Below are 25,305 nucleotides of genomic sequence, written 5' to 3'. Positions count from 1 at the left end.
GGCGCCGCGGCGGTTCGACCTTGACACAACCCGTCCGTTTCGATTGCGTAGGGCGATGCGCCCCGCCGAGCACGTTCGCTCCCTCGGCGGATCGCGCCACCGCCTGTCGCCGTCCTTGAGTTCAGCGCCCCGAGGAGCTGCCGTGAAGCGGGGGACTGCAGCTTGACACGGACCGAGATACCGACTGAACGCCGCGCTGGGTAAATAGCCCTGTCACTCCAGGGGGGGTCGCCGTCATGGTGGAGCTGTTGAATCACGAGTTGCTCGAGACGCTGCACGATGGTGCTCGCAGCAGCGTCTATCTCGGCCGGAAGAAGAGCACGGGCAAGATGTGCGTCATCAAGGTCGCGCGGAAGGGCGTCAATGGCACCCGCAACGTGGCGATCCTGAAGCGCCAGTACGAGATCACGAAGCACCTCGACCTCGATGGGGTCGTGCGGGTCCACGAGCTCGAGGTCCGGCTCGATTACGCCGCGCTCGTCATGGAGTACTTCGCCGGTCGTTCGCTGCGGGCGATCATCGACGGCAATGGGCAGGGCGTCGGGCTCGCGCAGGCGGTGAGGATAGCGCTCCAGCTCGCGGACACGCTCGGGGCGATCCATGAGCGGAACATCGTCCACAAGGACATCAAGCCGAGCAACATCATCGTCGACAGCGACGTGCGCACGTCGAAGCTCACGGACTTCTCCATCGCCTCGCTCCTGCCTGGGGAGCGCGCCGCGGTGGTCGACCCCTGGTCGGTCGGCGAGGGCACGCTGCAGTACATCTCGCCCGAGCAGACGGGCCGGATGAACCGGTCGATCGACTTCCGCTCGGATTATTACTCCCTCGGGGTCACGCTCTACGAGCTCACGACGAGGCGCCTCCCGTTCGAGACGACGGATCCGCTGGAGCTCGTGCACCATCACATCGCGAAGACGCCTGTCGCGCCGCACCTGATCCGGCCGGCGATCCCGGAGGCGCTCTCCCGGGTGATCATGAAGCTGCTCTCGAAGACGGCGGAGGAGCGGTATCAGAGCACCTTCGGCCTGAAGGCCGATCTGAAGGCCTGCCTCGACATGCTGGAGCAAGGAGCGCCGGCGGAGGACTTCGTGCCGGGGAGGCGGGACAAGCCCACGCGGCTCCAGATCTCGCAGAAGCTGTATGGCCGGCAGGGCGAGGTCGGCGCGTTGATGGCGGCCTTCAGGGACATCAGCGGGTCTGGTCCGGAGGCGGCGGAGGGTGGCCGCTCGGAGCTCGTCCTCGTGGCCGGCTACTCCGGTGTGGGCAAGTCGGCGGTCGTCAACGAGATCCACAAGCCGATCGCGAAGGAGGCGGGCTACTTCGCCGCTGGCAAGTTCGACCAGTTCACGCGCAACGTCCCGTACGCGGCCGTGCTCGCGGCGCTGCGGGAGATCGTCCGGCAGATCCTCACCGAGAGCAGGAATGAGCTCGCCGACTGGAGGGCGAGGATCCTCGCGGCCGTCTCTCCGAACGGGCGGGTCATCGCCGAGGTGATCCCGGAGATCGAGCTCATCATCGGCGAGCAGCCGCCCGTCCCGGCGCTGGGCTCGATGGAGACGCGGAACCGCTTCAACCTGACGTTCCGGAACTTCATCGGCGCGATCGCGCTGAAGACGCGGGCGCTCGTGCTGTTCCTCGACGATCTCCAGTGGGCCGACACGGGGTCCTTGAACCTCCTCAGCGTGCTCCTGGAGGACCCGGACATCCGCCACCTCTTGCTGATCGGGTCGTACCGCGACAACGAGGTCGACGACGCGCACCCGCTGACGATGATGCTGGGCGCGCTCCGGAAGAGCGAGGCCCGCGTGCGCACGATCACGCTGACGCCGCTCGGGCCCGATCACGTCAACCAGCTCGTGTCGGACACGCTCGACGCGCCTCGGGAGGAGTGTCGCGAGCTCTCGGGTGTCATCTTCGCCAAGACGCACGGGAACCCGTTCTTCACGATCCAGTACCTCGAGAGCGTCTGCCGCGAAGGCCACCTGCGCTTCAGCTCGGAGACGGGCGCCTGGAAATGGAACATCGCCGACATCCAGCGGATGAAGGTCGCGGACAACGTCGTCGACCTGATGGTCCGCCGGATACAGGGCCTGGGCGAGGCGACGCAGCGGGTCTTGAAGCTCGCCGCGTGCATCGGCAACCAGTTCGATCTGAGGATCCTCGCCCTCATCCACCAGAAGAACCGGCGCGCGACCGACGAGGACCTCTGGGGCGCGCTGGACGCAGGGCTCGTCGTGCCCGTCGACGGTGAGTACGGCATCGCGCGCTTCCTCGACGACGCGGACGAGGGCGCGGTCACGTTCAAGTTCCTCCACGACCGCGTGCAGCAGGCGGCCTACAAGCTGCTCACGGAGGGCGAGCAGGAGCGGATCCACCTGGAGCTGGGGCGGCTCATGCTGGGAGAGAGCCCTCCCGGGTCCGTCGAGGACCGGATCTACGACATCGTGATGCACCTCAACATGGGGGCAAAGATGATCGTGGACAGGCAGGAGCGCGAGGAGGCCGCGACGCTCAACCTGAGGGCCGGGCAGAAGGCGAGGCGCTCCACGGCGTACGGCCCCGGGGTGCAGTGCCTCCGCGCGGCCGCGGCGTTCTTGCCCGAGGACTCGTGGGAGACGAACCACGAGCTGTCGCTCGCCATCTACACGGATCTCGTCGAGCTGGAGTACCTGACGATCAACTTCGACCGAGCAGAGGCCTGCGCGAAGATCGTCGTGGACCATGCAAGGGACGTACTGGAGACGATCCGGGTCTACGAGACGCGTATTCAATTTTACATGTCGCAGCATCGACTGGCGGAGGCTCTCGACATTGCCCTGGCCGTGCTCGCCATGCTCGAGGTACCGCTCTGCGAGGCGCCGCCCGCTGACATCGACATACCTCGCCTGGCGGACCTGCCGGTGCTCGTCGATCGGCGAATGCTCGCGGCGAACCGGATCCTCGTCTCTTCCTTGCCGGCCGCCCTCATGGCGAGGCCCCAGTTCGTTCCGCTGATCGCGTTCACCCTGATGAACATCTGCGTACAGCACGGAATCTCACCTTCCGCGGCATACGCCTGTGCGATCTACGGCCACATCCAGTGCAGTTTCATGAACAATATAGACCAGGGGTTCGCGCTGGGACAGCTGGCGATCGATCTCATCCAGCGCTTCGGTGCGATCGAGCTCGAATCCAAGATCTATACGCTCAATTACATCGCCATTCACCACTGGAAGCGTCACCTGAAAGAGACGACCCAACCGGCGCGTCATGCGGTTCAGGTAGGACTGGAGACAGGAGACATCGAGTACGTCGGGTACAGCGCCTGTCAGCACCCCACATACTCCTTCTTTACCGGGGAAGAGCTGGGGACGACCGAGCAACGAATGACACATTCCATCGAGCTCGCGCTGAAGCTCAACCAGCAATACCCGCTGTATTACGTGAAGATCTGGAAGCAGCTCGTGCGCAGCCTTCGAGATCCGTCCGCGGAGAAGCTGCGCCTGGTCGGCGACAGCTTCGACGAAACGACGATGATCCCCTGTCTCGAGCACAACAGTATATCGTTGTTTTCACTGCACCTCGCGAAGGGCATGCTGCTCTACCTCTTTGGCGAGCCGAAGCTCGCCTATGAGTGCCTTCGCGCCCGTGAGGAGTACCAGGACGTGGCGGGGTTCGCCACCGTCGTGCAGCAGAACTTCTACTGCTCGCTCGCCATCCTCGCGGCCTTCGATCGACTCTCGAAGGAGGAGCAGGACGCGGCGCTCTCCAAGGTCGACGCGAACCAGCAGAAGCTCGGGATGTGGGCGCGCCACGCGCCGGAGAACAACCAGCACAAGCACGACCTGGTGAGCGCGGAGCTGGCTCGCGTGGGGCGCTCGATGATCGAGGCGATGGCCCTCTACGATCGCGCGATCGAGGGAGCCCGACAGCACGGATACATCCAGGAAGAGGCGCTCGGGTGTGAGCTTGCGTCGTCGTTCTACCGGGGAATGGGCCGGAGCGAGATCGCTCAGCACTACATGACGATGGCCTACCGGGGCTATGCGCTGTGGGGCGCTGATGCGAAGTGCCAGAGCCTCGTCGCCGCGTTCCCCCATCTGAGGCTCGAGGGGAGGCCAGACCAATCGACGTCGGTGACGGAGACGTCCACCCACGATGACGCGGTCCTGGACCTGCTCAGCGTGGTGAAGGCGTCACAGGCCGTGGCGAGCGAGATCGTCCTGGAGAGGCTCCTGGAAAACCTCATGACGATCGTGCTCGAGAACCTCGGCGCACAGTCCGGCATGCTGGCCCTGGCGCGTGGCGATGCCCTCTTCGTCGAGGTGGAAGGGACCTTTCAGCCAAAGCAAGTTCACGTGCTCAAGTCCGCGCCCGTCGTGTCGTTCAGCAGAGCGCCTCTCTCGATCGTGAGCTACGTGCAGCGCACCCAGAAGGGCGTCCTGCTGGACAATGCGACGGAGGAGGCCAAGTTCTCCGCCGACCCTTACATCCGGGAGAGGCGCCCGAAGTCGGTCATCTGCACCCCGATCATCCGTCAGAATCGGCTCGTCGGCGTGCTCTATCTCGAGAACAACCTGTCCACCGGCGTGTTCACGCAGAATCGCCTCGATCTCCTGAAGCTCCTCTCGACGCAGATCGCGATCTCCATCGAGAACGCAAAGCTCTATGAGAGGCTCGAGCAGGAGGTCGCCGCGCGCACGGAGGAGCTCCGGCTGTCCTACGAGCAGCTCCGCGACGTCAACGACCAGCTGCAGGTGGAGCTGGGGGAGCGGGTCCGGCTGCAGGAAGAGCGCGTCCAGATGCAGGAAGCCATCATTCAGACGCAGCGGGATCGGCTCTTCGAGCTATCAACACCCTGCATACCGATCACCGATCAGGTCATGGTGATGCCGATCATCGGGACGATCGATGAAAGACGGGCGGCGCAGATGATTGAAACCGCGATGCAAGGGGTCGCGTCCAGCTCCGCGAAGGTCGTGATCGTCGACGTCACGGGGGTCAAGAGCGTGGACACGAGCGTCGCGAGCCGGCTGATGAGCTTGGCCCAGGCGGTGGGGCTGCTCGGAAGCAAGGCTATCTTGACGGGGCTCCGCCCTGCGGTGGCGCAGAGCTTGGTCGCGCTCGGCGTGGACCTCGGCTCGATAGAGACCCGCTCCAATCTCAAGGCGGGTATCGCCTACGCGATGCGGCGGACCTCGACGAGATTGCACGCCTGAACAGCACCCTCTCTCACGGCGCCGGGCGAGGCGCCATGCAAGCACGCGCCCGGTAGGCTCCTTCGCCTTCATCCAGCGCGCACGATCAAACTCTCTAGTCCAGAATAGCGACCGGCCTCGAGCGCCCAGCGCTGATTTCCGGCGATCATGGCCTCGACCGCGTCCAGGTAGAGGCGGATCTCGTCGTCCGCCCAGAGCGCGAGCACCTTCTCCTTCACGCCTTGGTACTCCGCGACCCGGCGCTCGTGCATGTCCTTGAGCCGGTCGATCGCCTCTTCCAGCGTGCTCACGCATTCGTTCCGGAGGACGACGATCAGGTTGTGCGTCTCGCCGTTGGTCAGCTCCTTCCCGAGCGAGAAGTAGTCGTTCGTCCAGCAGAGAATGTCATTACAGATGTCTCGAACCGTCTGAATCAACGGGTGCTGGACGACCTCGAGCGGCAGCGGCCGTTCGAGCAGCAGCTCGAGCAGGTCGCAGTAGGTATAGACAGCTCCGCTGTAGCGCCGCATCATCAAATATTCTTCAAGATGCGGCACCCTCATCTGCTTCCGGTTATTCGCCTCCCACAGGTTGGCCTCGTAGTAGTACTGAAAGTGCGAGAGCCAGCGATTCAGGAAGAAGTGCGGATGACTGCGTCGGATGCGCTCACGTACATCGAGCATCCCGCGCGTCAGGGGATCGCTCATGTCCGCCTCGGTGTACCCGAAGAGCTCACCCAGGTACTTCTCATTGAGCCACTCGACGGATTCCGGGTCCGTGCTGAGCTGCCCCTCGTCGTACGCATCATCCAGGAGGAACAGCGCGGCCGTGAAGTCCGATGCCAGCTGGAGCGTCTGCGTGCTCGCGGACGGCAAGAGCCATGCCGCCAGGTGGGAGAAGTTCGTCGCCTTGAGACGCGAGAGCGACCGACCGTCTGGCACCAGCCGCAATCGACGAACCCACGCCAGGGTCCTTTGCTCAGCGATCTCTCTCCCGGGGTGACACGACGCAGAGAACGGATATTCGAATGCACCAGCATCGCGCTTGCTGACGACGACGCTAGTTCGATCGGATGACATGACGAACTCCACCACAAGACGATTCCATGGAGTAGAGGCCTATTCGCAACGGCACATGCCCTACCAGATCCCCTGAACGACTGGTGACTCGCGTGTGGCAGGAGATGACGCTGGAACCACCTCGATGGGTAGCGCCATCGGGCAGCGGGTGTTGAGGAACACATTCCATTCAAGACGGTCAGCAGCAAGCGCGACTCGGTGGCATCGGCGAAGCAGCTCCTCGAGCATCACGCGGGCCTGCGTCTTGGCCAGGAAGACCCCGAGACAGAAGTGGGCACCATGTCCGAACGCCAGGTTGGCCTGGTCGCGTCGCTCTGGGTTGAAGCGGTCCGCCTCCTGGAACTTCGTCTCATCACGCAGACCGGAGCCGATGAGCAGCGCAACGACGGCGTGGGCGGGCAGACGCGTACCGCCGAGCTCCGTCTCGGAGAGGGTCAGGCGCATCGTGGCGTGCACCGGCGGCTCGAAGCGCAGGACTTCGTCGATGAAGCGCGGGATGAGCGCCGGCTCCGCGCGCAGGCGATCCATCCACGTCGGACGCTGGGCGAGGATCAACACCATCTGGGTCATCAGCGCCATCGCCGTTTCGAGCCCTGCCACGAGGAGCAGGAAGAGGAGGGCTACGAGGTCCTGGTCCGTGGTCCCATCGCCGTCGGTCCGAGACCGGAGCAGCTCGCTGACCAGGTCGTTCTCCATCTTCCGCCGGCGGCTCGCCAGCAGGCCCAGCATGTACTGCTCCATCTCGTCGATGGTCCTACGCACCTCGTCGAGCCGCGCATGATCTTCTGGAGATACGGCGCCGACGCTGATGAGGTCAGTCGTCCATCGCTTGAAGTGCCGCTCCAGCGCTGAGTCAAAGCCGATCAGCCTGGCGAGGACGCTGACCTGCGCGCGAAGCGCCAGATCGGAGAGAAAGTCGGCCGCGCGGCGCTTCACCAGGTCGTCGACGAGCTGCGCGGCCGTGGAGCGCATCTGCGGCTCCAGCGAGGCCACCGTCGCGGCGGTGAATGCGCGGTTGATGAGGCTGCGCAGCTGGCCGTGCCGCGGCGGGTCCGCGAGTAGCAACGATCTGGACAGCGGATTATCTCGCCGCAGGTAGGGCGGCTCCGACGCGACGCGCAGCCCCGCGGACGAGAACACCTGCGTGTTCTTGAACGCCGCCACGATGTCATCATACCGGGTGACCACCCACATCCCGTTGGGGTCCACCTGACACACGGGCGACTCGCGGCGCAGCGCCGCGTAGAAGGGGTACGGGTTCTCTCGGACCTCGGGGGCGAACAAATTAAGTCGAGTCATTGCGCTCTTCCTGTGGCGAAGGCAGGACGCAGCCGCAACGCCATGGCGGCACACGTCGATAAGCCTGGAGTGGGGTGCTGCGTCGGATGGCGCGCTGGGCGACGCGATGGCGTCGATTCGGTGCTGCCCTGAGGCAGCTGGCCCCTAGCGCTGAAAGGAGCACGAGACGGAACCCGCAAGCCGCGTTTCCGCGATGCTCCAGCGCGTGGTCACCTGGGCGCATCTCCCGCGAGCAGGGCGCTGAACAGCCGCCACGCGGCCCGAGCCAACGCTCGGCGTCCGCAGGACACGGCTGCACTCCTCGGTCGTCGCTACGCCCGCCAGGATGCGAGCATGCGACTCACGAGCGCCTGAACTGCTTCCAGGGCATCTCCCGGTGCATCATGAGACCAGAGCAAGCGAGAGAGCCGCTAGGCTCTCTTCATGGCTGCAGGGGCCCGATGGTTCGTGGGTGCTCCTCCATCTGATGACAGCATCCTATACCATACGGACGAATGCGCAACTGTATTCTTATTTGCGGACTTCACACGACGACCTCGCCGTGCTCGAGGCACCCGGACAACGAATCTTCCAACACTTCAATCCGATGGCCGAGCCGCCACAACATGCCGCGTGAATAAAAATACATTTGAGCGTCTGCGACCCGCGCCGCTCCAGCAGGCGCCGAGAACATCACCTGCCCCCGAGCGACACCTCGATGGCCATCCGATAGATGATGCGTTGCGATCAATGAGCGCAATGATCTCTGGATGATCGACGTCGTCTATCGCGAGCGACTGTGCAGCAATGCAAGATGCAGTCGACTCGGGTTTCATCCGTGAAGGCATAGCGGGTGACCCGGAGCCGCCCCCGCTGCGCTCCGGATGGAGCGAGCCGTGGAGACGAGAACGCTGCAGGCGCGCGTCGGCGCGAACGCCCGCGGCGTCTGCCTGGGATGCTGACGGCGAAGGTTTTCGCCATCAATGTGACGTGCATTGCAGGAATGCACGGCCGCACGAGAGTGCGCCGGCCCGCTATGCAAAATGAACGCCTCGCTCGAGCGGAGCGCGGTCACGCTCCCCAGCGTCATCGGCCATGATGCGGGTCGCTCGATGTCACGCTCGGCTCGATCTCGTGACCTCGAAAGAGGGGGCCTCTGCCTGGAACCACACCTCCTCCGGAGGCGCGCCGCCCCACGCCGGAGGCGCGTTTGGGACGAGGCCCGTTTGGGATCGGGGTCACGCTCTGGGCACTCCCCGGTTGCGCTCAGGGATTTCCTTAGTCGTGCTCTGGGCATGCCCAGTGCTGAACCACTGAACAGCAGCCAGGGGCGCGCCCGGCCCCGCCTTGACGATGCGACCGATCGGTCATATGACTGACCGGTCGCATGCCGAAGAGCACGTTCTTTGGGTTGCCCGAGGAGCGGCGGGACCGCCTCGTGCGCGAGGCGATCGCCGAGTTCGCGGATCGCCCCTACGCCGAGGCCTCGCTCTCGCAGATCGCGCGCCGCGCCCGCATCCCCAAGGGGAGCTTCTACCAGTACTTCGAGGACAAGCTCGATCTCTACCGGTGGCTCCTGACCGAGGAGGTGCCGCGGCAGAAGCGCGCGTTCCTCGGCGCCGCGTGCCTGGAGGGCGACTTCTGGGCTCGCCTGGAGGTCCACATCGAGCGCGGCATGGCGTTCCTCGTGGAGCACCCGCGCCTCGCCCGCCTGTCGGCCGCGGCCGCCGACCCGACCGCCACGGTCGAGGTCCGCGGCCTCCACAAGGCCATCTGCGAGGCCGGCGCCGCGGAGCTCCGGGCCCTGCTCGCGGAGGGCATCGCGAGCGGCGCCGTCCGTTCCACCGACACGAGCCTCGAGGTGGCGACCCGGCTGGTCGCCGCCGTCATCGGCCCCGGGCTCACCGAGGCGGTGCTCCAGGAGCTCGGGGCCGAGCTCCACGACGTGCTGGCCTCCGACGCGCTGCGAAAGCAGCTCGGCCCGAAGCGCCGCCGCCGCCTCGCCCAGCAGGCGGTCCAGTTCATCCAGCGCGGCCTTGGCGCGAGCACTGCGTGATTCCACCAGGAAAGGGAGCTTCATGATCACCTACGACTTCGCCGGACGGGTCGCCCTCGTCACCGGGGGCACCTCGGGCATCGGCCTCGCGACCGCGCGCGCGTTCGCGCGAGGAGGGGCGCGCGTCGCCATCGCCGCGCGCGACGGCGACGCCGGACAGCGGGCCTGCGCCGCGCTCGAGCGAGAGGGCGCGCCGGCGCTGTTCGTCCAGACCGACGTGCGGGACGACGCCTCGATGAAGCGCGCCGTGGAAGAGACGATGAGGCGCTTCGACCGGCTCGATTTCGCGGCGAACTGCGCGGGCATCGGCGGCGACATGGCCCGCCTCGATCGCGCCGATCAGGCGGTGTGGGACGACGTCATGGCGACCAACGCCCGCGGGGTCTGGCTGGCCATGCGGCACGAGATCCCGGCCATGCTGGCGTCGGGCGGGGGCGCCATCGTCAACATGAGCTCCATCTACGGCGTCGCCGGGAAGCCGGCGCACCACGCTTACGTCGCGTCCAAGCACGCGGTCCTCGGGATGACGCGCTCGGTGGCGCTCGAGGTGGCGCCGCTCGGGATCCGCGTGAACGCCCTCTGCGCCGGCGTCACCCGCACGCCCGCCATGCAACAGGCCGAGGCGTTCGCGCCCGAGCTGGTGCAGGCGCTTGTGGCGCAGCATCCGATGGCGCGGATGGCCACCGAGGACGAGATCGCCGGCGCCGCGCTGTGGCTGTGCTCCGAGGGCGCGGGCTACGTGACCGGCGGCGCGATCCCGGTCGACGGCGGCTTCCTGGCCGCGTGAGCGCGCCGAGCCGAGAGGCCGCTGGAAGAAGAAGAAGGAGAGCGGAAGGGGCGACCGCGACCGCGGAGCGGCGGTTGCGTGGACCTCGACCGTCTGTTAGAGAGCACGGCTGACGCAAGAGGAGAGTGCTCCGGTGAAGATCAGCTCCTGAATCGGTCTCCGTCGCAGGTCGCGAGCGCGACAGGTGGCATCCCTGCTCCCTGGCCGCGCGAGGCAGCCTGCCCGTCCCGTGACCGGGCCATGTGGCCCTCAGGATTCAGGAGCTCCTATGTCGTTGTTGCGCGCGCAGCGCCTCTCCTTCTCTTATTCCGACGCGTCCACGATCCTCGCGGACGTCGATCTGTGCCTGACCCCGGGGTGGTACGGGATCGTCGGGCCGAACGGTGCCGGCAAGACGACGCTCCTCCGGCTCTTCGCCGGCGAGCTCGCGCCCGAGGCGGGGAGCTTGCGGCTCGAGCCGCGGGGCGCGACCGTCGCGGTTTGCCCGCAGGCCGTGGAGCACGCCGACGCGGCCATCCACGCGCTGGCCGACGCCGAGGACGGCGCCGCGCGCAGGTTGCGCGGCGAGCTCTTGCTGGATCCGGCGGAGCTCGGGCGCTGGGCCACGCTGTCGCCCGGCGAGCGCAAGCGGTGGCAGATCGGCGCGGCGCTCGCCGCGGCGCCGGACCTGCTCCTGCTCGACGAGCCGACGAACCACATCGACGCGGACGCGCGGGCGCTGCTCGCCGGCGCGCTCGCGGGGTTCCAGGGGATCGGGGCGTGCGTCTCGCACGATCGCGAGCTCCTCGACGCGCTGACCACCGGCACGATCCGGGTCGAGCGGGCCGCGGCGAGGCTCTATCCCGGCGGGTACAGCGCGGCAAAAGCGCTCTGGGAGGCCGAGGCGCGCGGGCGCGAGGAGGCGCACCAGCGGCTGCGCGCCGAGGAACGGCAGCTCCGGCGCCGCCTCGGCGACGAGCGGCGGGCGCAGGCCTCGGCCGACGCGGACCGGAGCACGAAGCGGCGGATGAAGGGCCCGCGCGACAGCGACGCCCGGGGCCTGCTCGCGGACTTCCGCGTGTCCTCGGCCGAAGCGCGGCTGTCGCGCAACGTCGGCGTGACCCGGCGCAAGCTCGAGAAGGTGTCGGCCGAGGCGGGAGAGCTCGAGCTCGAGAAGGCGGTGGGCCGCAGCGTGTTCGTCGATTACGAGCGATCTCCCGCGCCGTGGCTCTTCGTGCTCGACGCGCCCCGGCTCCACGCCGGCGGCGAGAGCGAGGGGCGGATGCTGCTGCGGGACGTGCGGCTCGCGGTCGGCCGCGAGGACCGCATCCGGATCGCGGGCCCGAACGGCGCTGGCAAGACCACGCTGGTGAACGCGCTGCTCGCCGGCGCGCGCGTGCCGGCGGACAAGGTGCTCCATGTGCCGCAGGAGCTCGGCGAGGCAGAACAGCAGGCCCTCATCGCGAGGGCGCGGCGCCTCCCTCCGGAGGAGCGCGGGCGGGTGATGTCGCTGGTGGCCGCGCTCGGGGTGGAGCCGGGGCCGCTGCTCGGGTCGGCGCGGCCGTCGCCCGGCGAGGCGCGCAAGCTGATGATCGCGCTGGGCCTCGGGCAACACGCGTGGGCGCTCGTGCTGGACGAGCCGACCAACCACCTCGACCTGCCCTCGATCGAGCGGCTGGAGCGCGCCCTCGCCGACTACCCGGGCGCGCTTCTCCTCGTCACGCACGACAGGGCGTTCGGGCGGAGCTGCACGTCGATCCTCTGGACGGTGGCCGAGGGAGAGGTGCGGGTGTCGTCCGACGACGCCGGCGCGTGACCCGCGCCGGCGTCCTCGCGATCGTGCTTTTGAGGCTGCGCCGCGCTCAGTCGATGGCCGGCTTGCCGCCCATCTCCTTCAGCACGGCGTCCGCGCCCGACACCGCGTCCATCACCCACTCCATGTAGCGGTGATCGACGTGGATGGTCCGGGTGATCGACGGCATGAACAGCCAGTCGGACGCCATCGCCTCGTAGTTGCCGTCGAAGGCGAGGCCCACGAGCTCGCCGCGCGCGTTCAGCGTGGCAGAGCCGGAGTTGCCGTTCGTGATGTCGAGATCGCTCAGGAAGCAGACCGGCACCTCGCCGAGGTCCTTGTCCACGTACGGGCCGAACCGCTCCTCGCGCGCGGCCTCGAGCAGGGTCGCCGGGGTGTTGAAGGGCGCCTCGCCGGTGCTCTTCTTCACGACCTCGCTGAGCGTGGTGAACGGGCGAACCACCGCCTTGTCGGCCTCCGGGCGGTACCCCCGCACGGTGCCGTACGTGACGCGGAGCGTGCCGTTCGCGTCGGGCGCCAGGAGGCCGCCCCGGTGCGCGCGGAGCGCCTCGACGAAGCGCGGCTTCACGAGGGCCATCGCCCCGGCGTAGGCCTTGTCCCGCGCCTCGATGGCCTTGTCGACCGGCGCGAGCTCGAGCGCCAGGCGGATCATCGGATCCCGGCTCGCCTGGAGCTCCTCGAGCGTCGCCGTCTTGAGCAGCTGGATCCGGGTCGCCGCGTCCTCGAGCGCCGTCTTCTCGTAGATCGCGTCGATCGCCGCGGCGATGCCGGCCTCCGTCTGTGCCTGCCCGCCCGCGAGGGCCCCGAGCAGCGCGGGCCTGTCCTTCGGATCGAGCTGCAGCGCGCGCCGCGCGGCCAGCTTGAAGGTGCTCCGATCGATCGCGCGGTCGTACGACTTCTGCAGCGACGCCTGCGCCTGCTCGAGGCGCTCCCAGTTGCGCTGCTGGTACTCGGCCTCGCGCTCGGCGTCGGCCTTCGGCCGCTCCTCCGCCATGCGCACGATGGTGACCGCGGCGTCGAGGAGCCTCGCCGACGAGACGATCTCCGACACGGCCGCGTCATGGTCGCGCGTCGCCCGCTGCCCGGCGTGCAGCGCGGCGATCTGCTCGATCGCGCCGCCGTAGGCCGCCTTGCGCTCCGGGTCGGCGTCGATCCAGGCCTTGAGGTCGCCCTCCTGCTTGGCCTTCTCCTTGGCCAGGCCGCCCTGGACCAGCCCGTCGAGCAGGCCGCGCGTCTTGAGCAGGTAGTTGGCGTAGCCCTGGATGGTCGGCTCCGCCTTGATCCGCAGGGCCGGGTCGTTCTTGCCGAGCTCCTCCAGGAGGGCGATCGACTCCTCGTAGAACGACACCCGCTTCGGGTACAGCCATGAGACCGCGGACTCGACCTCTGCCGCGGTCCGGAGCCGGTTCGTCGTGCCGGGGTAGCCGGCGACCATCACCAGGTCGCCCTGGCGAAGCGGCGACGACGCGAGCTTCAGGTGGTGCGCCGGCCGGTAAGGCACGTTGTCCTCGGCGTGGGCGGCCGGCCGGTTGTCCTTGCCGACATAGGCCCTGAAGAAGGCGAAATCGCCGGTGTGGCGCGGCCAGCGCCAGTTGTCGATGTCCCCGCCGAAGTTGCCGATCGCCTCCTGCGGGACATAGACGATGCGAACGTCCTTGATCTCCAGCTGCTCGATCAACGAGACCTGGCCACCGCCGAAATACTCGGCGATGGAGCAGCGGATCTCGGGGCGCCCCTCCTCGCACGCGGTCACGAGCTGCTTCTTGCGCTTCTCGATCTCCTCGTAGCGCTCGAGATCGCCCTGGATCGCCTCGATGCCGCGCCGCACCTCGCCGGTGACGTCGCGGAAGGCGCGGGTCACGAGCACGCGCGCGGTGGGGCCGGCCCATCGCTCCTCGGCGCGGGATTTCGCCAGGTAGCCGTTCGTCAGGAGGTCCTGCTCCGGGGTGGAGTTGTACTGGAGCGCCCTGGTCGAACAGTGATGGTTCGTGGCGATGAGCCCATCGGGCGAGACGAACGAGGCCGAGCAGCCGCCCAGGCTCACCACCGCGCCGAGCGGGGACGCCGTGGGATCGGCGAGCGACTCGGGATCGATCTCGAGCCCGAGCGCCTTGAGCTGGTCCTTGTGCTGCCGCATCTGCTCCGGCATCCACATCCCGCCGGGGTTCTCGAAGGGCGCCCCCTGACCGGGCTCGGAGCCCGGCGGCCTGGTATCGCCCGCTTGCGGCCGCTCCGAGCCGCAACCCGGCGCGAACGCGGAGACCGCGAACAACGCCAGGAGCGTATGACTACGTAGAGAGGAGTGAGACATGCGGTGTTGTTACCATCGTCGGTAGACAGTGCAACCACACACCAACTTTCTAGTGATACGAGACACAGTAGAACGAGCCTCATGCGAGCCGGGGACGCGCGAAGATGGCGCGCGAGGCGCTCCGTGCGTGGTGATGGACACCTGAAGCATCCCCTCGAATTATTCGGAAAAATTCACAGGGAGGCGTGGAGACGAGGAGTGAAATCCCACGAATCTCCCCGTCTCCCCGTCTCCCCGTTCAATTCCCACGAAAGATGCCAACAACTGAGGGGAGTTGTCAGGGACACCGGATCTCATCAATGTTCGTGGAGGCGAGCTTCGCCTGCTTCAGCGGGCTTGTCGGGCCTTCATGGTTCTCTGCGCCTGGCGGCCGGACTGGCATCCACGGCATTCCGGACAAGGCGCGCGCGGGGGGACGCCGCGCCAGGGTGGCGCGGAGGGTCGGTCGAGCAGCGGGGGTGATGTGGCTCAGTCGACCTGGTGAGCCCGGAACCCGGCGACGGCCCCGTGGGTCTCCAGGCAGCGGTGGATCCAGGCGGCGTCGCGCGCGCGCACGGCGATGAGCCGGACGTTGCCGGAGCCGTCGAGCGCCTGGAGGCCCTGGAAGCCGACCAGCGCGGCTTCCTGGAGCGTCATCACCTGCGCGCCTGTCTCGCTCAGGACCTCGTCGCTGAGCAGGCCGGCGCCGTCGGATCCCTCGGCGAGGTGCACCTCGAACACGGTCATCATGAGGCCATGGTCGCCGGGCGGCGCCGCGCCGACAAGGTCGTCGTGCGAGACAGGTCGCCCCCTGCGCCCCTGCGCCCCTTGCACCGATTGCCGCTGGCCTCGCGCTCCGTCGCGCCCGGTCAGGCCTTGCCGGCGGCCTCGCGCTTCGTCTCGAGCTCCTCCCAGCGGCTGACCAGGCGCGCCGCCTCCTGCTTGGCGCGCTCGAGCTCCGAGAGCAGCCCCGCCACGTCCGCGCCGCGGCTCGCGTAGAGCGCCGGGTCGGCGAGCTTCACCTCGAGCTCGGCGACCTTCTGCTCGGCCGCGTCGATCCGCCCCACGATGCCGTCGAGCTCCGTCCGCTCCGCGAACGTGAGCTTCGGCTTGTCGCCGGCCCGCGCGGCGGCCTTCGCCGGCGCCGCCGCCGGCCGGGCCTCCGCCGCCTGGGCCTTCGCGGCCCGCGCCTCGGCCTCCGTCTCGAGCGCGGCGTTCGCGCGCTGCTCGCGGTAGGCGTCGTAGTTGCCCGCGTACCGCACGACCCGGCCGTCGCCCTCGAACGCGAGGATCGAGGTCGCCACCCGGTTCAGGAACCAGCGGTCGTGGGTCACGACGAGCGCCGAGCCGTCGAGCTCGATGAGCATCTCCTCGAGCGCGGCGAGGGTCATCACGTCGAGATCGTTCGTGGGCTCGTCGAGGATGATCACGTTGACGCTCTGGGTGAGCATCTTCGCCAGGGCGACCCGCGCCCGCTCGCCGCCGGAGAGCGAGCCCACCGGCTGCCGCGCCTTGTTCGGATCGAACAGGAACCGCTCCAGGTAGCTGCGCACGTCCATGGATCGGCCGCCCACCTCGACGCGCGTGTGCGAGCCCGCGATGTTCTCGAAGATCGATTTGTCGAGGTCGAGCCCGCTCCTGTGCTGGTCGAAGTAGGCGACGCTCGAGTTCTTTCCGAGCACGACCTCGCCTTCCATGCGGGGCCCCTCGGCGGCCGCGCCGTCGCCTTCGGCGCCGAGCTGGCCGAGGATCGCGCGGAGCATCGTGGTCTTGCCCGTGCCGTTGCGGCCGACGACGCCGACGCGCTCGCCCTTGGTCAGGGTGAAGTCGAGGCCGCGCACGAGCCATTTGCCGTCGAGCGAGAGGCCGAGCTTCTTCAGCTCGAGGATGGTCTTGCCGGTGCGCACCGACTCCACCGAGAGCTGCGCGGTCCGCTCCGCCTTGGGCGGCGGCGCGCTCTTGGTCGTCTCGGCGCGCTGGATGCGGGCCTTCTGCTTTCCGGTGCGCGCCTTCGGCTGCCGCCGGAGCCACTCGAGCTCGGTGCGCAGGAAGTTCTGCCGGTTCGACTCGGTGCGCGCCTCGAGCGCGAGGCGCTCGGCCTTCTGCTCGAGGTACTCCTCGTAGCCGCCGTCGTAGCTGTAGACCTTGCCCTTGTCGATCTCGAGCGTGCGCTCCGCGACGCGGTCGAGCAGGTAGCGGTCGTGGGTGATGAGGAGGAGCGCGCCGGGGTGCTCCTCGACGAGGTAGCGCTCGAGCCACTCGACGGTCTCGACGTCGAGGTGGTTGCTGGGCTCGTCGAGCACGGCGAGGGCGGGCCGCGACACGAGGAGGCGGGCGAGCGCGACGCGCCTGCGATCGCCGCCGCTGAGCACGCTCATGGGCGCGTCGGGCCGGGTGACGCCGACGTGGCCGATGATGGCGTCGACCTGGTGCATCATGTCCCACCCGCCGAGCCGCTCGACGTCGGCCCCGGCCTCGGCCTGCTCGGCGAGGAGCGCCTCGGCGTCCCCCGAGCCGGCCGCGAGCGCCCGGCTCACCTCGTCGTGGCGGGCCTTGGCGGCGTGCCACGCGGAGAGCCCGGCGAGCACCACGTCGCGCGCGGTGTCGGTCGGCTCGAAGACAGGATCCTGCGAGAGGACGCCGATCTCGGCGCCGCGGCGGCGCGCGATGGTGCCGCTGTCGGCCTGCTCGACCCCGGCGAGGATGCGGGCGAGCGTGCTCTTGCCGGAGCCGTTGACGCCGACCAGGCCCACGCGCTCGCCGGTGCGGATGTTGACCGAGACGCCGTCGAGGATCGTCTGGGGACCGAAGGATTTGTGGAGATCGTGAGCGGTGAGGACGGGCACAGGGCGCGGAGCTTAGCGCAGCCGACGGGGCATGGGCCGGCTTTGCTGGGCCCGTGACGGATGGTCCGGGCCCCCAGGGGGCGCGGCGCCGCCCCAGCCCCGATGGGGAGGGCGGGTGTGCCGTGTTCTGCGACGAGAGGCGGAAAGGCGCTCAAGGCAAGCTCTTCTGTGCTGATCCGATGAATCGTCATTTTCGGGATCGCCCGGGCGCGAGACGAAGGGTTCTCCCCGGTGGCAGAGGGCGCCCACGCGACCCATCTTCGCGATCCATGCGACCAGGCTGGCGCGATCTGTCGCGCAGCGCTGTCGCGCGGCGGAGGCGTGTTGAAGGCGCAGTGCTCGCAAGGAAGAAAGGAGGCGCAGGATGCGAGATCGATTCGACAGGGACACAGGCTACGGACGAAATGAGCACGGCTGGGATCGGCGCTACAGGGACGACCGGGGCCATTTCACCGAGCGCGGCTATCCTCGCGACGAGCGCCGCAGCGCGGGCCCGATCTACGATCACGGGGCCGCTCTGCGCGACGACCGCGATCGGGGCCGCGAGCACGCTCGCACGGTTGGGCCCACGACGCACCGCGACCCCATGGGCCGCGCTCTCGGCGACGGTCGCTTCGCCAACAGCGACAGTCGCCCCGGTGACCAGGAGCGCGGCTGGCCCCACGGCGACCGCGGCGGCGATTACGTCGGCGGCCGCGAGCACAGCCGCGGCTTCGGCGGCAATCCCCTTCCCGCCGTGGGCAGCGCATACAACTTCAATCTCGGCGGCGCCTATTACCTCGGCATGACCCGCGTCGTGAGCCCCGATTACGGTCCCGATGCGGCCTGGCACGACGGCGCGTACCGCGGTGAGAACCACGATCTCCGCCAATCCGGCCGCTCGGCGCTCGAGGGCGTCGGCCACGCGCTCGGCGAGATCGGAGACCGCGTGCGCAGAGCGTTCGGCCGCGGACCGAAGGGCTACAAGCGCTCCGACGCGCGCATCCAGGAGGACATCTGCGAGATGCTCGCGGAGCGCAACGACATCGACGTGAGCGACGTCACGGTCCAGGTGGAGAACAACGAGGTCCTCCTCGAGGGCACAGTGCCCGAGCGCTACCACAAGCGCATCATCGAGCTCGCCGCCGAGGGCGTGCGGGGCGTCGAGGACGTGCACAACAGGATCCGGGTCCAGCGAGCGATCGAGCCGGCGACCCGCTCGACCGCCACGGCGGGCACGATGGGTGATGCCGCCCTGGCGGGCACGCAGCAGGGCGCGTCACGCCCGACGGCGAGCCACACGGCCCGGATCTGAGCTCGCGCGCCGGCGCCGATCGCGCGAGGTGCCGAGAGCCTCCGCGACTCCGGTAACCCGCCCGTGCGCTGAGGGCTCGCTCGACGTCGCGACGTCAGTCGACTGCGATCGCGACGAACCGGACCCGCCCGAAGCGCCGCGCCCTGTGGAAGTTCCCCTCCCCCAGGATGGGCGACCACGCCGCCCCGCCGTTGTTCTGCATGGCGTAGAAGTTCATCCGCCACGCGTCCCCCGGCGCCGGCGGCGCGGCCTTCGCCTTCGTGAACGAGCTCCACGGGATCTTCGCCTCGACCACATACCCCCGGTCCTCGTCCGAGCCGTCGTCGAGCGTCCCTCTCAGCGCGACCGCGCTCGCGAGCCCCGCGCTCCACTCCTCATGGCCGAAAGGCCCGCTCGGGCCGCCCCGTGGAGCGTTGTAGTCGTCGAACTGCGAGTCGAAGACGAGGTTCTGAGGGTTGATCTGGATCTCGTAGTAGTCCTTGTTGTCCCCGTCGCCGTCCGGATCGATCATCACCTCGACGGTATCCCGCTCCCAGAGGTGCGGATCCCGCGCGCCCTCGGGGAACCCGCCGGTGATCGTCCTGTCGCTGACGTCGAATCCGACGTAGAGGAACCCGTCGTCCCAGAGCAGCCGCGCCTCGCCCTGCGTCGGCAGCGACCGATCCTCGCGGCCCGTGCCCACGTTGACGAACGGGCCTGTCGTCGCCGCCGCATGCCACGCCGGCTCGTCGAGCCGGCCGTCGATCGCGATCGCCGCGCCAGGCGCGAGCTTGCGCACCGCGAGCTCTTTCACGGAGGCGAGCTGCCTCCGCGCCTCCGCATCCGCGCCACGGCCAGCGCCCACGCCCGCGGACGCCGCCGGCGCCCGGCCGGCCGACCCGGCAGGCGCGGCCCCCTGCTCACCCCCGCCACCCCTGGAGCACGACGCCGCTGCAGCGACCGCGCCGACCATCACCAGGGCCCGCGCGACCGCGCGCGCGTCGTGCGCATCGTGCGCATCGTCGAACGAGCGCCGCCGGCAGCAGGGCCCCCGCACGCGGCCGCCGCTACTTGCGCCCCTTCTTGCGGGCGTCGCGCTCGCGCTTGCGCTGCGCCTTCTTCGCGTTGCGCTCGGAGGCGCTGAGCGTCTTCATCTTCGTCATGTTCGGGCCCCCGGCGCCGGCGCCCGGGAAGCCACCCATGCCCGGCATCCCCATCCCGGGCATCCCCATCCCCGGGAAGCCCATCCCCGGGAAGCCCATCCCCGGCATCCCCATCCCGGGCATGCCGCCGCCGGCCATCATCTGCTTCTGCATCTCCCGCATGTTCTTGGCCATGGCCATCTGCTTCATGCCGGGGATCTTGCCCATGAGGCCCATGTTCTGGCCGAGGCCGCTCATCATCTGGCGCATGAACAGGAACTTCTGGACGAGCTCGCTCACCGCCTCGGGCTTCGAGCCCGAGCCCTTCGCGATGCGCTCCACCCGCTTCGGCTCGCGGACCAGCGCGTACGGGTCGCTCTTCTCGAGGCGGGTCATCGACTGGATGATCGCCTCGATGCGGACGAGCTCCCGGTCGTCGAGGTTCACGTCCTGGGGCAGGCCGCCCGGGAACATGCCGCCGAGGGGCAGCTTGTCGACGAGATCCTTCAGCGATCCCATCTTCTGGATCATCCGCACCTGATCGAGGAAGTCCTCGAGCGTGAAGTCGCCCTGGAGCATCCGCGCGGCGTCCTTCTCGGCCTTCTTCTGGTCGACGACCTCCTCGAAGTCCTGCATGAGGCCGACGACGTCGCCCATGCCGAGGATGCGGCTCGCCATGCCGTCGGCGCGGAACGGCTCGAACTTGTCCGTCGTCTCGCCGATGCCGGTGAAGAGCACCGGCGCGCCCGTCACCTCCTTGATGCTGAGCGCCGCGCCGCCGCGGGCGTCGCCGTCGAGCTTCGTCAGCACGACGCCGCCGATCGACAGCCGCTCGTTGAAGCCGCGCGCCGTCTTCACGGCGTCCTGGCCGATCATCGCGTCGACCACGAGGAAGATGTTCTCCGGCTTGGTCGCGTCCTTGATCTGCGCGAGCTCCTGCATGAGCGGCTCGTCGATCGCGAGGCGGCCGGCGGTGTCGTAGATGATGACGTCGCGGCCGAGCCGCTTCGCCTCGCCGCGGGCCGCGGCGCAGATGGCGACCGGCGACTCGCCCGGCACGTTGAACACGGGGATCTTGAGCGACTCGCCGAGGACCTTGAGCTGCTCGACGGCCGCGGGGCGCTGCATGTCGGCCGCGACGAGCAGCGGCTTCTTCCCCTGCTTCTCGAGGTAGCGCGAGAGCTTCGCGCAGCTCGTCGTCTTCCCGGAGCCCTGGAGGCCGACCATCATGATGCCCGTGGGCCCGCCGTCGGCCCAGGCGATCTCGTCGCCCTCGTGGGTCATCATCGCCTCGAGCTCGTCGTGGCAGATCTTGATGAAGTGGTCGCTCGCCGAGACCTGGTGGACCTCGCCGGCGTGCTTCACGCGCGTCTCCAGGGTGCGGCCGACCGCGGCCTCCTTGACCCGGGCAAGGAACGCCTTGACCACCCCGATCTCGACGTCGGCCTCGAGCAGGCTGAGCCTTACCTCGCGGAGCGCGGCGTCGACGTTGCCCGCGGTGAGCTCCGTGAGCCCGGCGAGGCGGTTTCTGGCCTGACGAAAGCCCCGTGTCAGCGTGTCGAACATGGCAGGGCGGGTCTTAGCACAGGGGACCGCGAGCGCGGATCCCCTTGCCCTCTTCAACGCCGCACGCCGCGCGACGCGGGCGCGGCCGGCGCCCCTCCCCGGGGGCGCGCGGCGCGGGCGCCACGGCCGGCGCGGACGCCGCCGGCGCGGGCGCGGACGATGCGGGCGCGGACGACGCGGGCCGTCACATCCCGCGCCGGCCCGAGCGGCGGAGGATCGCGAGCGCCTCGGCGCACCTCGGCATGACCTCGGCGCTCTCCTTGACCTTGGCGTCCGCGGCGACGAGATCCGCCAGCGCGCCGGGCCCGGCGTCCCCGTCGGGCGCCTCGAGCAGGGCGCGGACGCGCGCCTCCGCGGCCGTCGCGTCGAGCAGGAGGCGGTAGGCCCGCGCGCACGTGTCCTTGGCGCTCGCGGCGGGCGGCGTCGATGCGGGCTGGCGCTCGAGCTCCGCGAGCAGCGCCTCGCGCGCTTCGCGCGGCTCGCTCGGGGCGTCGCGGAGGACGTCGATCGCATGCAGGAGCGCGTCCGCCTCCTGCTGCTCGGCCGATCGGCCGCACCCGGGCGCCAGCTGGACCATGGCGACGGCGGCGAGCGCCGCGGCGATCCGCTTCACTGCAGCGATCCGCCGGACGGCCGTCCCTGCTGCGCCCGCCGCCGCTGCCGCCTTCGCCGCCCCTGCTGCGCCGGCCGCCCCTGCGCTGCCCGTCGCGCCGGGCCTCGTCGTCACGCTGGGCGCCCTCAGTCGGCCGGCTTCGCGGGCGGGCCCATCTGGATGCGCTCGCCGAGGTAGGAGCCGATCAGCGTGAAGAGCACGCCGATGAGCGCCATGATCACGTACATGAACAGCGGCATCGTCCGGACGGTCTGGCTGTGCAGGAGGTAGAAGACGGTCGGGATCGCGACGAGGAACGACGCGACGACCGGCTCGAGGAACGTCTTTCCGGGCGAGATCATGCCGAGGAGGACGCCGCCGATGAACCAGACGGGGATGGCGACGATCATCCCGTTCGACCCCTCGAAGTCGAGCTGCTGCACGATCATGGGGAGGCCGCCGACGAGGGCCGCGGTGAGCACGCTCTGCAGGACGAGGGCGATGAGGCACCAGAGGATCGAGAAGCCCTCCTGCTGGTAGCGGCGGTGGCGGTCGAGCTCGGAGTCGCGGAAAGGCGCGAGCGAGCCCATCCTGGCGCCGCACGCGATGCAGCGCCCGCTCGCCGTCACGGAGGCGTTGTTCGCGCCGCACGACGGGCACACGATGGAGCTGTCGTTCTTCGAGGGCATCGCGGCTAGGCTAGGCAAGGCGCCGCGTGCGGGCAAGCGCGTGACGCGGCCCCCTGCACCGCGGCCGGGCGAGCGCGCGGCGAGCTCAGGGGCGGCCCGAGAGGACGGTGGGCGAGGCCGCGACCGGTCGCCCGGAGGCGGGCGGTTACGAGGCTCGCGGGCCGGCGGCAGGAACACGGGCGCGTGGGGGGTGCCGCCACGCGCCACCCCCCGGCGCGCATCCGGGCGCCGGCTCGGCGATCGCGTCGCGCGGTTCCTGATGGGCGAAGGCACGGGCTAGACTCGGCGCCCCGCCGATGGACGCTCGCGCGGCGGGGATCCCGCCGGCTGCTGCGAGTTACGCAAGAGGCGCACGAATGGGCCTGGACGCGACCGTGATGTGCAGATGTTGGCTCGACGGGACGACGCGGACGCCGCCCCCGCACGCGGAGCACGTGGCGTTCGATGAAGAGGGGCAGCTCTGCCTGACGCTCCCCGAGGAGCGTCAGGACGCGCACGACGCGTTCTATGCATGGATGGAGGACTGCTGCCCGCACCCACGCATGTGGCTCGCCTCCGAGTGGATCTCGAACTGGGCAGGTCTCAGGGCGTTCCAGGCGGCGCTCGATCGGATCGGCTGGCAGCACTTCCCGACGCTTCACGCCGAGCTGCCGGCGGCGAACGGCGGCATGATGCCGGCCGGAGCCAGCGCGCGCGCGCTGGGAGAGCTCGCGCGGTTCGCCGAGCTCGTCGCCTCCGTCCGCTCGGCCTTCCTTGTCGACTCCGAGACCGGCCATAAGCTCTATGACTTCATTCCGCAGTACGAAGGCATCTTCCCACGTGGTGCAGCGCGCGCTGGGCATCGCCGATTTCGAGCAGATCCTCGGCGCTCTGCGCCGGGTCTTCGAGGCCTCGGTGGCCACGGGCAACCCGGTGTGCTGGTGCTGAGCCCGCGTACGCACGAAGGGAGCGTGTCGTTCGCCCGTGTCCTGCGGGCCCAGGTCGGCCACGCCCGAGCCCGCTCCTCCCCTCGTCCGAGGACCGGCGAGACGGCGGTGCACCGCGGCCGGCGCTCGGGCTATATACTCGACGAAGCGTGCCCACCGACCCGACCTCGACCCTGGAATCCATGACGTCCGGCCCGCGCGGCCCGGGCGGCGATGGCCTCGACCTGGCGGGGCCCGATCCGGAGCTGCTCGCGCTGCCGTCGCCGCCGAAGCAGGAGCGCACGGTCACGGTGGCGCTGATGGCGGCGACCGCGATCGCCGCGCTGTGGATGGCCGTCGCGCTGCTCGGGGAGGCGCGTTACGCGCTGTCGGCGGGCCAGCCGGCGGACGTGGGAGAGCTCGCGTCGCTGCGGCCGCAGGCGGACCTCGCGAACCGTTACGTGCGGGCCGCCGGCCTGCTCGGGACGCGCGGCGCGATCCGGTACGGGCGCGCCGCGGAGGGCGACTCGTTCCGGCTGGCGCCGGTGGCGGGCAACCCGGGGCTGTGGGTGGAGATCCGGGTGCCGGAGGGCTTCGAGGGCCCGCGCTTCGTCCCGCCGAGCACGTTCGCGGGGCGGCTCGTGCCGTTCAAGAGCGCGGGCATCCGGCACGCGCGGCTGGCCGCCGAGGTGGAGGAGCAGGCGGGGATGGCCGTGACGGACGACGCCTGGCTGCTCATCGACGGCAGCTCGCCGCGCGCGTCGCGCTGGGCGGTCGCGCTCGTGGCGCTGTTCGTGGGCTTCGCGGGCTGGAACCTGTTCGGCATCGCGCGGGTGCTCCACCGCGTGCGGGACGCGAGGGACGCGCGCCGCGCTTCTTGACGCGCTCGCGGCAGGGGAGCAGGACGCTGCCTGCCCACCGATGCCCAAGGTCACCTTCGTCAACGAGCACAGGACGGTCGAGGCCGCGCCGGGTCGTCTCCTCAGCGAGATCGCGGCCGAGCTCGGGATAGCGGTCTGCCGCGAGGCGTTCCGGGGCACCGGCATCGGCGACTACACGTGCTGGGTGAAGGGGGAGCCTGGCGCGACGTCGCCCCCGACGTTCCTGGAGAAGCTGCTCGGCGCGCGCGGCCAGCGGCGGATGGCGAACAGGACGCGCGTGCTCGGCGACGTGCAGGTGTGGACCCAGGCCGGCCCTGGCGACCGGCTGCGCGCGCCGCGGCCGATCGCGCCGCCGCCGAGCCCGGCGACGGATCCGGAGGCCCCGCGCAAGCCGATCGACGCGAGCGGCAGCGCGGCGTTCCCGTACGGCGATCCGCGCGCGGTCGGCCACGGAAAGCGCGAGCCGATCGCGGCGGGCGCGCTCGAGGCGAAGGCCGCGAAGGAGAAGAAGGCGAAGGCGGCCCCGGCGAAGGCGGCGGAGGGCGCGGCGACGGAGGCCCCGGCGAAGGCGGCGGAGGGCGCGGCGACGGAGCCGGCGGAGGCGGCCAAGGCGCCCGGGGCAGCCAAGGCGCCGAAGGCGAAGGCGTCTGAGGCCGCACCGAAGGCGACGGAGACGGAAGCTTCGAAGAGCGCTGCGACCGAGGCAGCGACAGCACCCGAGGAAGCACCCGAGGAGACCACAGCGACCAGGGCTGCTGCGACAGCCGAGAAAACCGGTGGAGGGGAATCGCCGTAGCAGGCCCCGCGCGCTTGTACCGCTCCAGAGCACGGGCGAGCATGGGCGCGTCGAGGTCCTAATTTCTGGAACGTCCTCGCGTAGACGGGGCGACTTGCTACCAGCCGACAAGCGCGCTCGCTCGAGGTGCTCGTACACGGTAAAGCCGGCGGC

At 69.6% G+C, this 25,305-nt stretch carries 17 protein-coding genes; 8 read left to right on the top strand and 9 right to left on the bottom strand.

Annotated features, from left to right (window positions below; translation table 11 throughout):
- Positions 1–236: 236 nt before the first annotated feature.
- Positions 237–5,201: an AAA family ATPase gene (locus WME82_RS46380; RefSeq protein WP_438040566.1), complete on the top strand. Its 4,965-nt coding sequence runs from the start codon at positions 237–239 to the stop codon at positions 5,199–5,201.
- A gap of 68 nt (positions 5,202–5,269) precedes the next feature.
- On the opposite strand, the gene WME82_RS46375 is transcribed toward WME82_RS46380, so the two are convergent.
- Both WME82_RS46375 and WME82_RS46370 read right to left on the bottom strand, forming a co-directional pair.
- On the bottom strand, positions 5,270–6,274 hold the full coding sequence (locus WME82_RS46375) for a terpene synthase family protein (RefSeq protein ID WP_438040565.1): 1,005 nt from the start codon (positions 6,272–6,274) through the stop codon (positions 5,270–5,272).
- A 45-nt stretch (positions 6,275–6,319) separates the two neighbouring features.
- Complete coding sequence (locus tag WME82_RS46370) at positions 6,320–7,558, bottom strand: cytochrome P450 (protein WP_438044998.1); 1,239 nt, start codon at positions 7,556–7,558, stop codon at positions 6,320–6,322.
- A gap of 1,366 nt (positions 7,559–8,924) precedes the next feature.
- On the opposite strand from WME82_RS46370, the gene WME82_RS46365 reads away from it, so the two are divergent.
- The 3 genes from WME82_RS46365 to WME82_RS46355 all read left to right on the top strand — a co-directional run bounded on the left by WME82_RS46365 (position 8,925) and on the right by WME82_RS46355 (position 12,175).
- Positions 8,925–9,593: a TetR/AcrR family transcriptional regulator gene (locus WME82_RS46365; RefSeq protein WP_438040564.1), complete on the top strand. Its 669-nt coding sequence runs from the start codon at positions 8,925–8,927 to the stop codon at positions 9,591–9,593.
- 22 nt (positions 9,594–9,615) lie between these two features.
- Entirely contained in the window at positions 9,616–10,380 is a 765-nt protein-coding gene (locus tag WME82_RS46360; protein WP_438040563.1) for an SDR family NAD(P)-dependent oxidoreductase, read from the top strand.
- 268 nt (positions 10,381–10,648) lie between these two features.
- Positions 10,649–12,175, top strand: coding sequence for an ATP-binding cassette domain-containing protein (locus tag WME82_RS46355; RefSeq protein ID WP_438040562.1), 1,527 nt, complete (start codon positions 10,649–10,651; stop codon positions 12,173–12,175).
- A gap of 46 nt (positions 12,176–12,221) precedes the next feature.
- Here the strand turns inward: WME82_RS46355 and WME82_RS46350 are convergent, their stop codons facing one another.
- From WME82_RS46350 to WME82_RS46340, 3 genes are all read right to left on the bottom strand, one after another.
- Entirely contained in the window at positions 12,222–14,483 is a 2,262-nt protein-coding gene (locus WME82_RS46350; RefSeq protein ID WP_438040561.1) for a S46 family peptidase, read from the bottom strand.
- 468 nt (positions 14,484–14,951) lie between these two features.
- A complete protein-coding gene (locus WME82_RS46345; protein ID WP_012241155.1) occupies positions 14,952–15,212 on the bottom strand; it encodes a hypothetical protein in 261 nt (86 codons plus the stop codon).
- A gap of 119 nt (positions 15,213–15,331) precedes the next feature.
- Positions 15,332–17,308, bottom strand: coding sequence for an ABC-F family ATP-binding cassette domain-containing protein (locus WME82_RS46340; protein WP_437742834.1), 1,977 nt, complete (start codon positions 17,306–17,308; stop codon positions 15,332–15,334).
- A 364-nt stretch (positions 17,309–17,672) separates the two neighbouring features.
- Between WME82_RS46340 and WME82_RS46335 the strand changes: the two genes are divergently transcribed.
- Entirely contained in the window at positions 17,673–18,602 is a 930-nt protein-coding gene (locus WME82_RS46335) for a BON domain-containing protein (RefSeq protein WP_438040560.1), read from the top strand.
- Positions 18,603–18,696: 94 nt separating this feature from the next.
- On the opposite strand, the gene WME82_RS46330 is transcribed toward WME82_RS46335, so the two are convergent.
- The 4 genes from WME82_RS46330 to WME82_RS46315 all read right to left on the bottom strand — a co-directional run bounded on the left by WME82_RS46330 (position 18,697) and on the right by WME82_RS46315 (position 22,570).
- The gene (locus WME82_RS46330; RefSeq protein WP_438040559.1) at positions 18,697–19,638 is read right to left on the bottom strand and encodes a carbohydrate-binding family 9-like protein; all 942 of its coding nucleotides are present in this window, start codon (positions 19,636–19,638) and stop codon (positions 18,697–18,699) included.
- 10 nt (positions 19,639–19,648) lie between these two features.
- Positions 19,649–21,289: a signal recognition particle protein gene (ffh, locus tag WME82_RS46325; protein ID WP_437742831.1), complete on the bottom strand. Its 1,641-nt coding sequence runs from the start codon at positions 21,287–21,289 to the stop codon at positions 19,649–19,651.
- Positions 21,290–21,473: 184 nt separating this feature from the next.
- A complete protein-coding gene (locus tag WME82_RS46320) occupies positions 21,474–22,016 on the bottom strand; it encodes a hypothetical protein (protein WP_437913877.1) in 543 nt (180 codons plus the stop codon).
- An 11-nt stretch (positions 22,017–22,027) separates the two neighbouring features.
- Entirely contained in the window at positions 22,028–22,570 is a 543-nt protein-coding gene (locus WME82_RS46315) for a hypothetical protein (protein WP_044967211.1), read from the bottom strand.
- Between the two features lie 377 nt (positions 22,571–22,947).
- On the opposite strand from WME82_RS46315, the gene WME82_RS46310 reads away from it, so the two are divergent.
- The 3 genes from WME82_RS46310 to WME82_RS46300 are packed head-to-tail and all read left to right on the top strand — an operon-like array spanning position 22,948 to position 25,152.
- Complete coding sequence (locus WME82_RS46310) at positions 22,948–23,682, top strand: hypothetical protein (protein ID WP_438040558.1); 735 nt, start codon at positions 22,948–22,950, stop codon at positions 23,680–23,682.
- Positions 23,679–24,356: a hypothetical protein gene (locus WME82_RS46305; protein WP_438040557.1), complete on the top strand. Its 678-nt coding sequence runs from the start codon at positions 23,679–23,681 to the stop codon at positions 24,354–24,356. Before WME82_RS46310 ends, WME82_RS46305 begins: the two co-directional genes overlap by 4 nt.
- Before the next feature lie 40 nt (positions 24,357–24,396).
- Positions 24,397–25,152, top strand: a complete 756-nt coding sequence (locus WME82_RS46300) for a hypothetical protein (RefSeq protein ID WP_438040556.1) — start codon at positions 24,397–24,399, stop codon at positions 25,150–25,152.
- Positions 25,153–25,305: the final 153 nt, after the last annotated feature.

The organism is Sorangium sp. So ce128 (genome assembly GCF_051525245.1).
Taxonomy (GTDB): domain Bacteria; phylum Myxococcota_A; class Polyangia; order Polyangiales; family Polyangiaceae; genus Sorangium; species Sorangium cellulosum_B.
This window is presented reverse-complemented; position numbering and strand designations above follow the sequence as displayed.

What these genes read in the sequence shown, in the direction of transcription:
- WME82_RS46380 (WP_438040566.1), top strand. Translation starts at nt 237, where the DNA reads ATGGTGGAGCTGTTGAATCACGAGTTGCTCGAGACGCTGCACGATGGT.
- WME82_RS46370 (WP_438044998.1), bottom strand. Translation starts at nt 7,558, where the DNA reads ATGACTCGACTTAATTTGTTCGCCCCCGAGGTCCGAGAGAACCCGTAC.
- WME82_RS46365 (WP_438040564.1), top strand. Translation starts at nt 8,925, where the DNA reads ATGCCGAAGAGCACGTTCTTTGGGTTGCCCGAGGAGCGGCGGGACCGC.
- WME82_RS46360 (WP_438040563.1), top strand. Translation starts at nt 9,616, where the DNA reads ATGATCACCTACGACTTCGCCGGACGGGTCGCCCTCGTCACCGGGGGC.
- WME82_RS46355 (WP_438040562.1), top strand. Translation starts at nt 10,649, where the DNA reads ATGTCGTTGTTGCGCGCGCAGCGCCTCTCCTTCTCTTATTCCGACGCG.
- WME82_RS46350 (WP_438040561.1), bottom strand. Translation starts at nt 14,483, where the DNA reads ATGTCTCACTCCTCTCTACGTAGTCATACGCTCCTGGCGTTGTTCGCG.
- WME82_RS46345 (WP_012241155.1), bottom strand. Translation starts at nt 15,212, where the DNA reads ATGATGACCGTGTTCGAGGTGCACCTCGCCGAGGGATCCGACGGCGCC.
- WME82_RS46335 (WP_438040560.1), top strand. Translation starts at nt 17,673, where the DNA reads ATGCGAGATCGATTCGACAGGGACACAGGCTACGGACGAAATGAGCAC.
- ffh (WP_437742831.1), bottom strand. Translation starts at nt 21,289, where the DNA reads ATGTTCGACACGCTGACACGGGGCTTTCGTCAGGCCAGAAACCGCCTC.
- WME82_RS46315 (WP_044967211.1), bottom strand. Translation starts at nt 22,570, where the DNA reads ATGCCCTCGAAGAACGACAGCTCCATCGTGTGCCCGTCGTGCGGCGCG.
- WME82_RS46310 (WP_438040558.1), top strand. Translation starts at nt 22,948, where the DNA reads ATGTGCAGATGTTGGCTCGACGGGACGACGCGGACGCCGCCCCCGCAC.
- WME82_RS46305 (WP_438040557.1), top strand. Translation starts at nt 23,679, where the DNA reads ATGACGTCCGGCCCGCGCGGCCCGGGCGGCGATGGCCTCGACCTGGCG.
- WME82_RS46300 (WP_438040556.1), top strand. Translation starts at nt 24,397, where the DNA reads ATGCCCAAGGTCACCTTCGTCAACGAGCACAGGACGGTCGAGGCCGCG.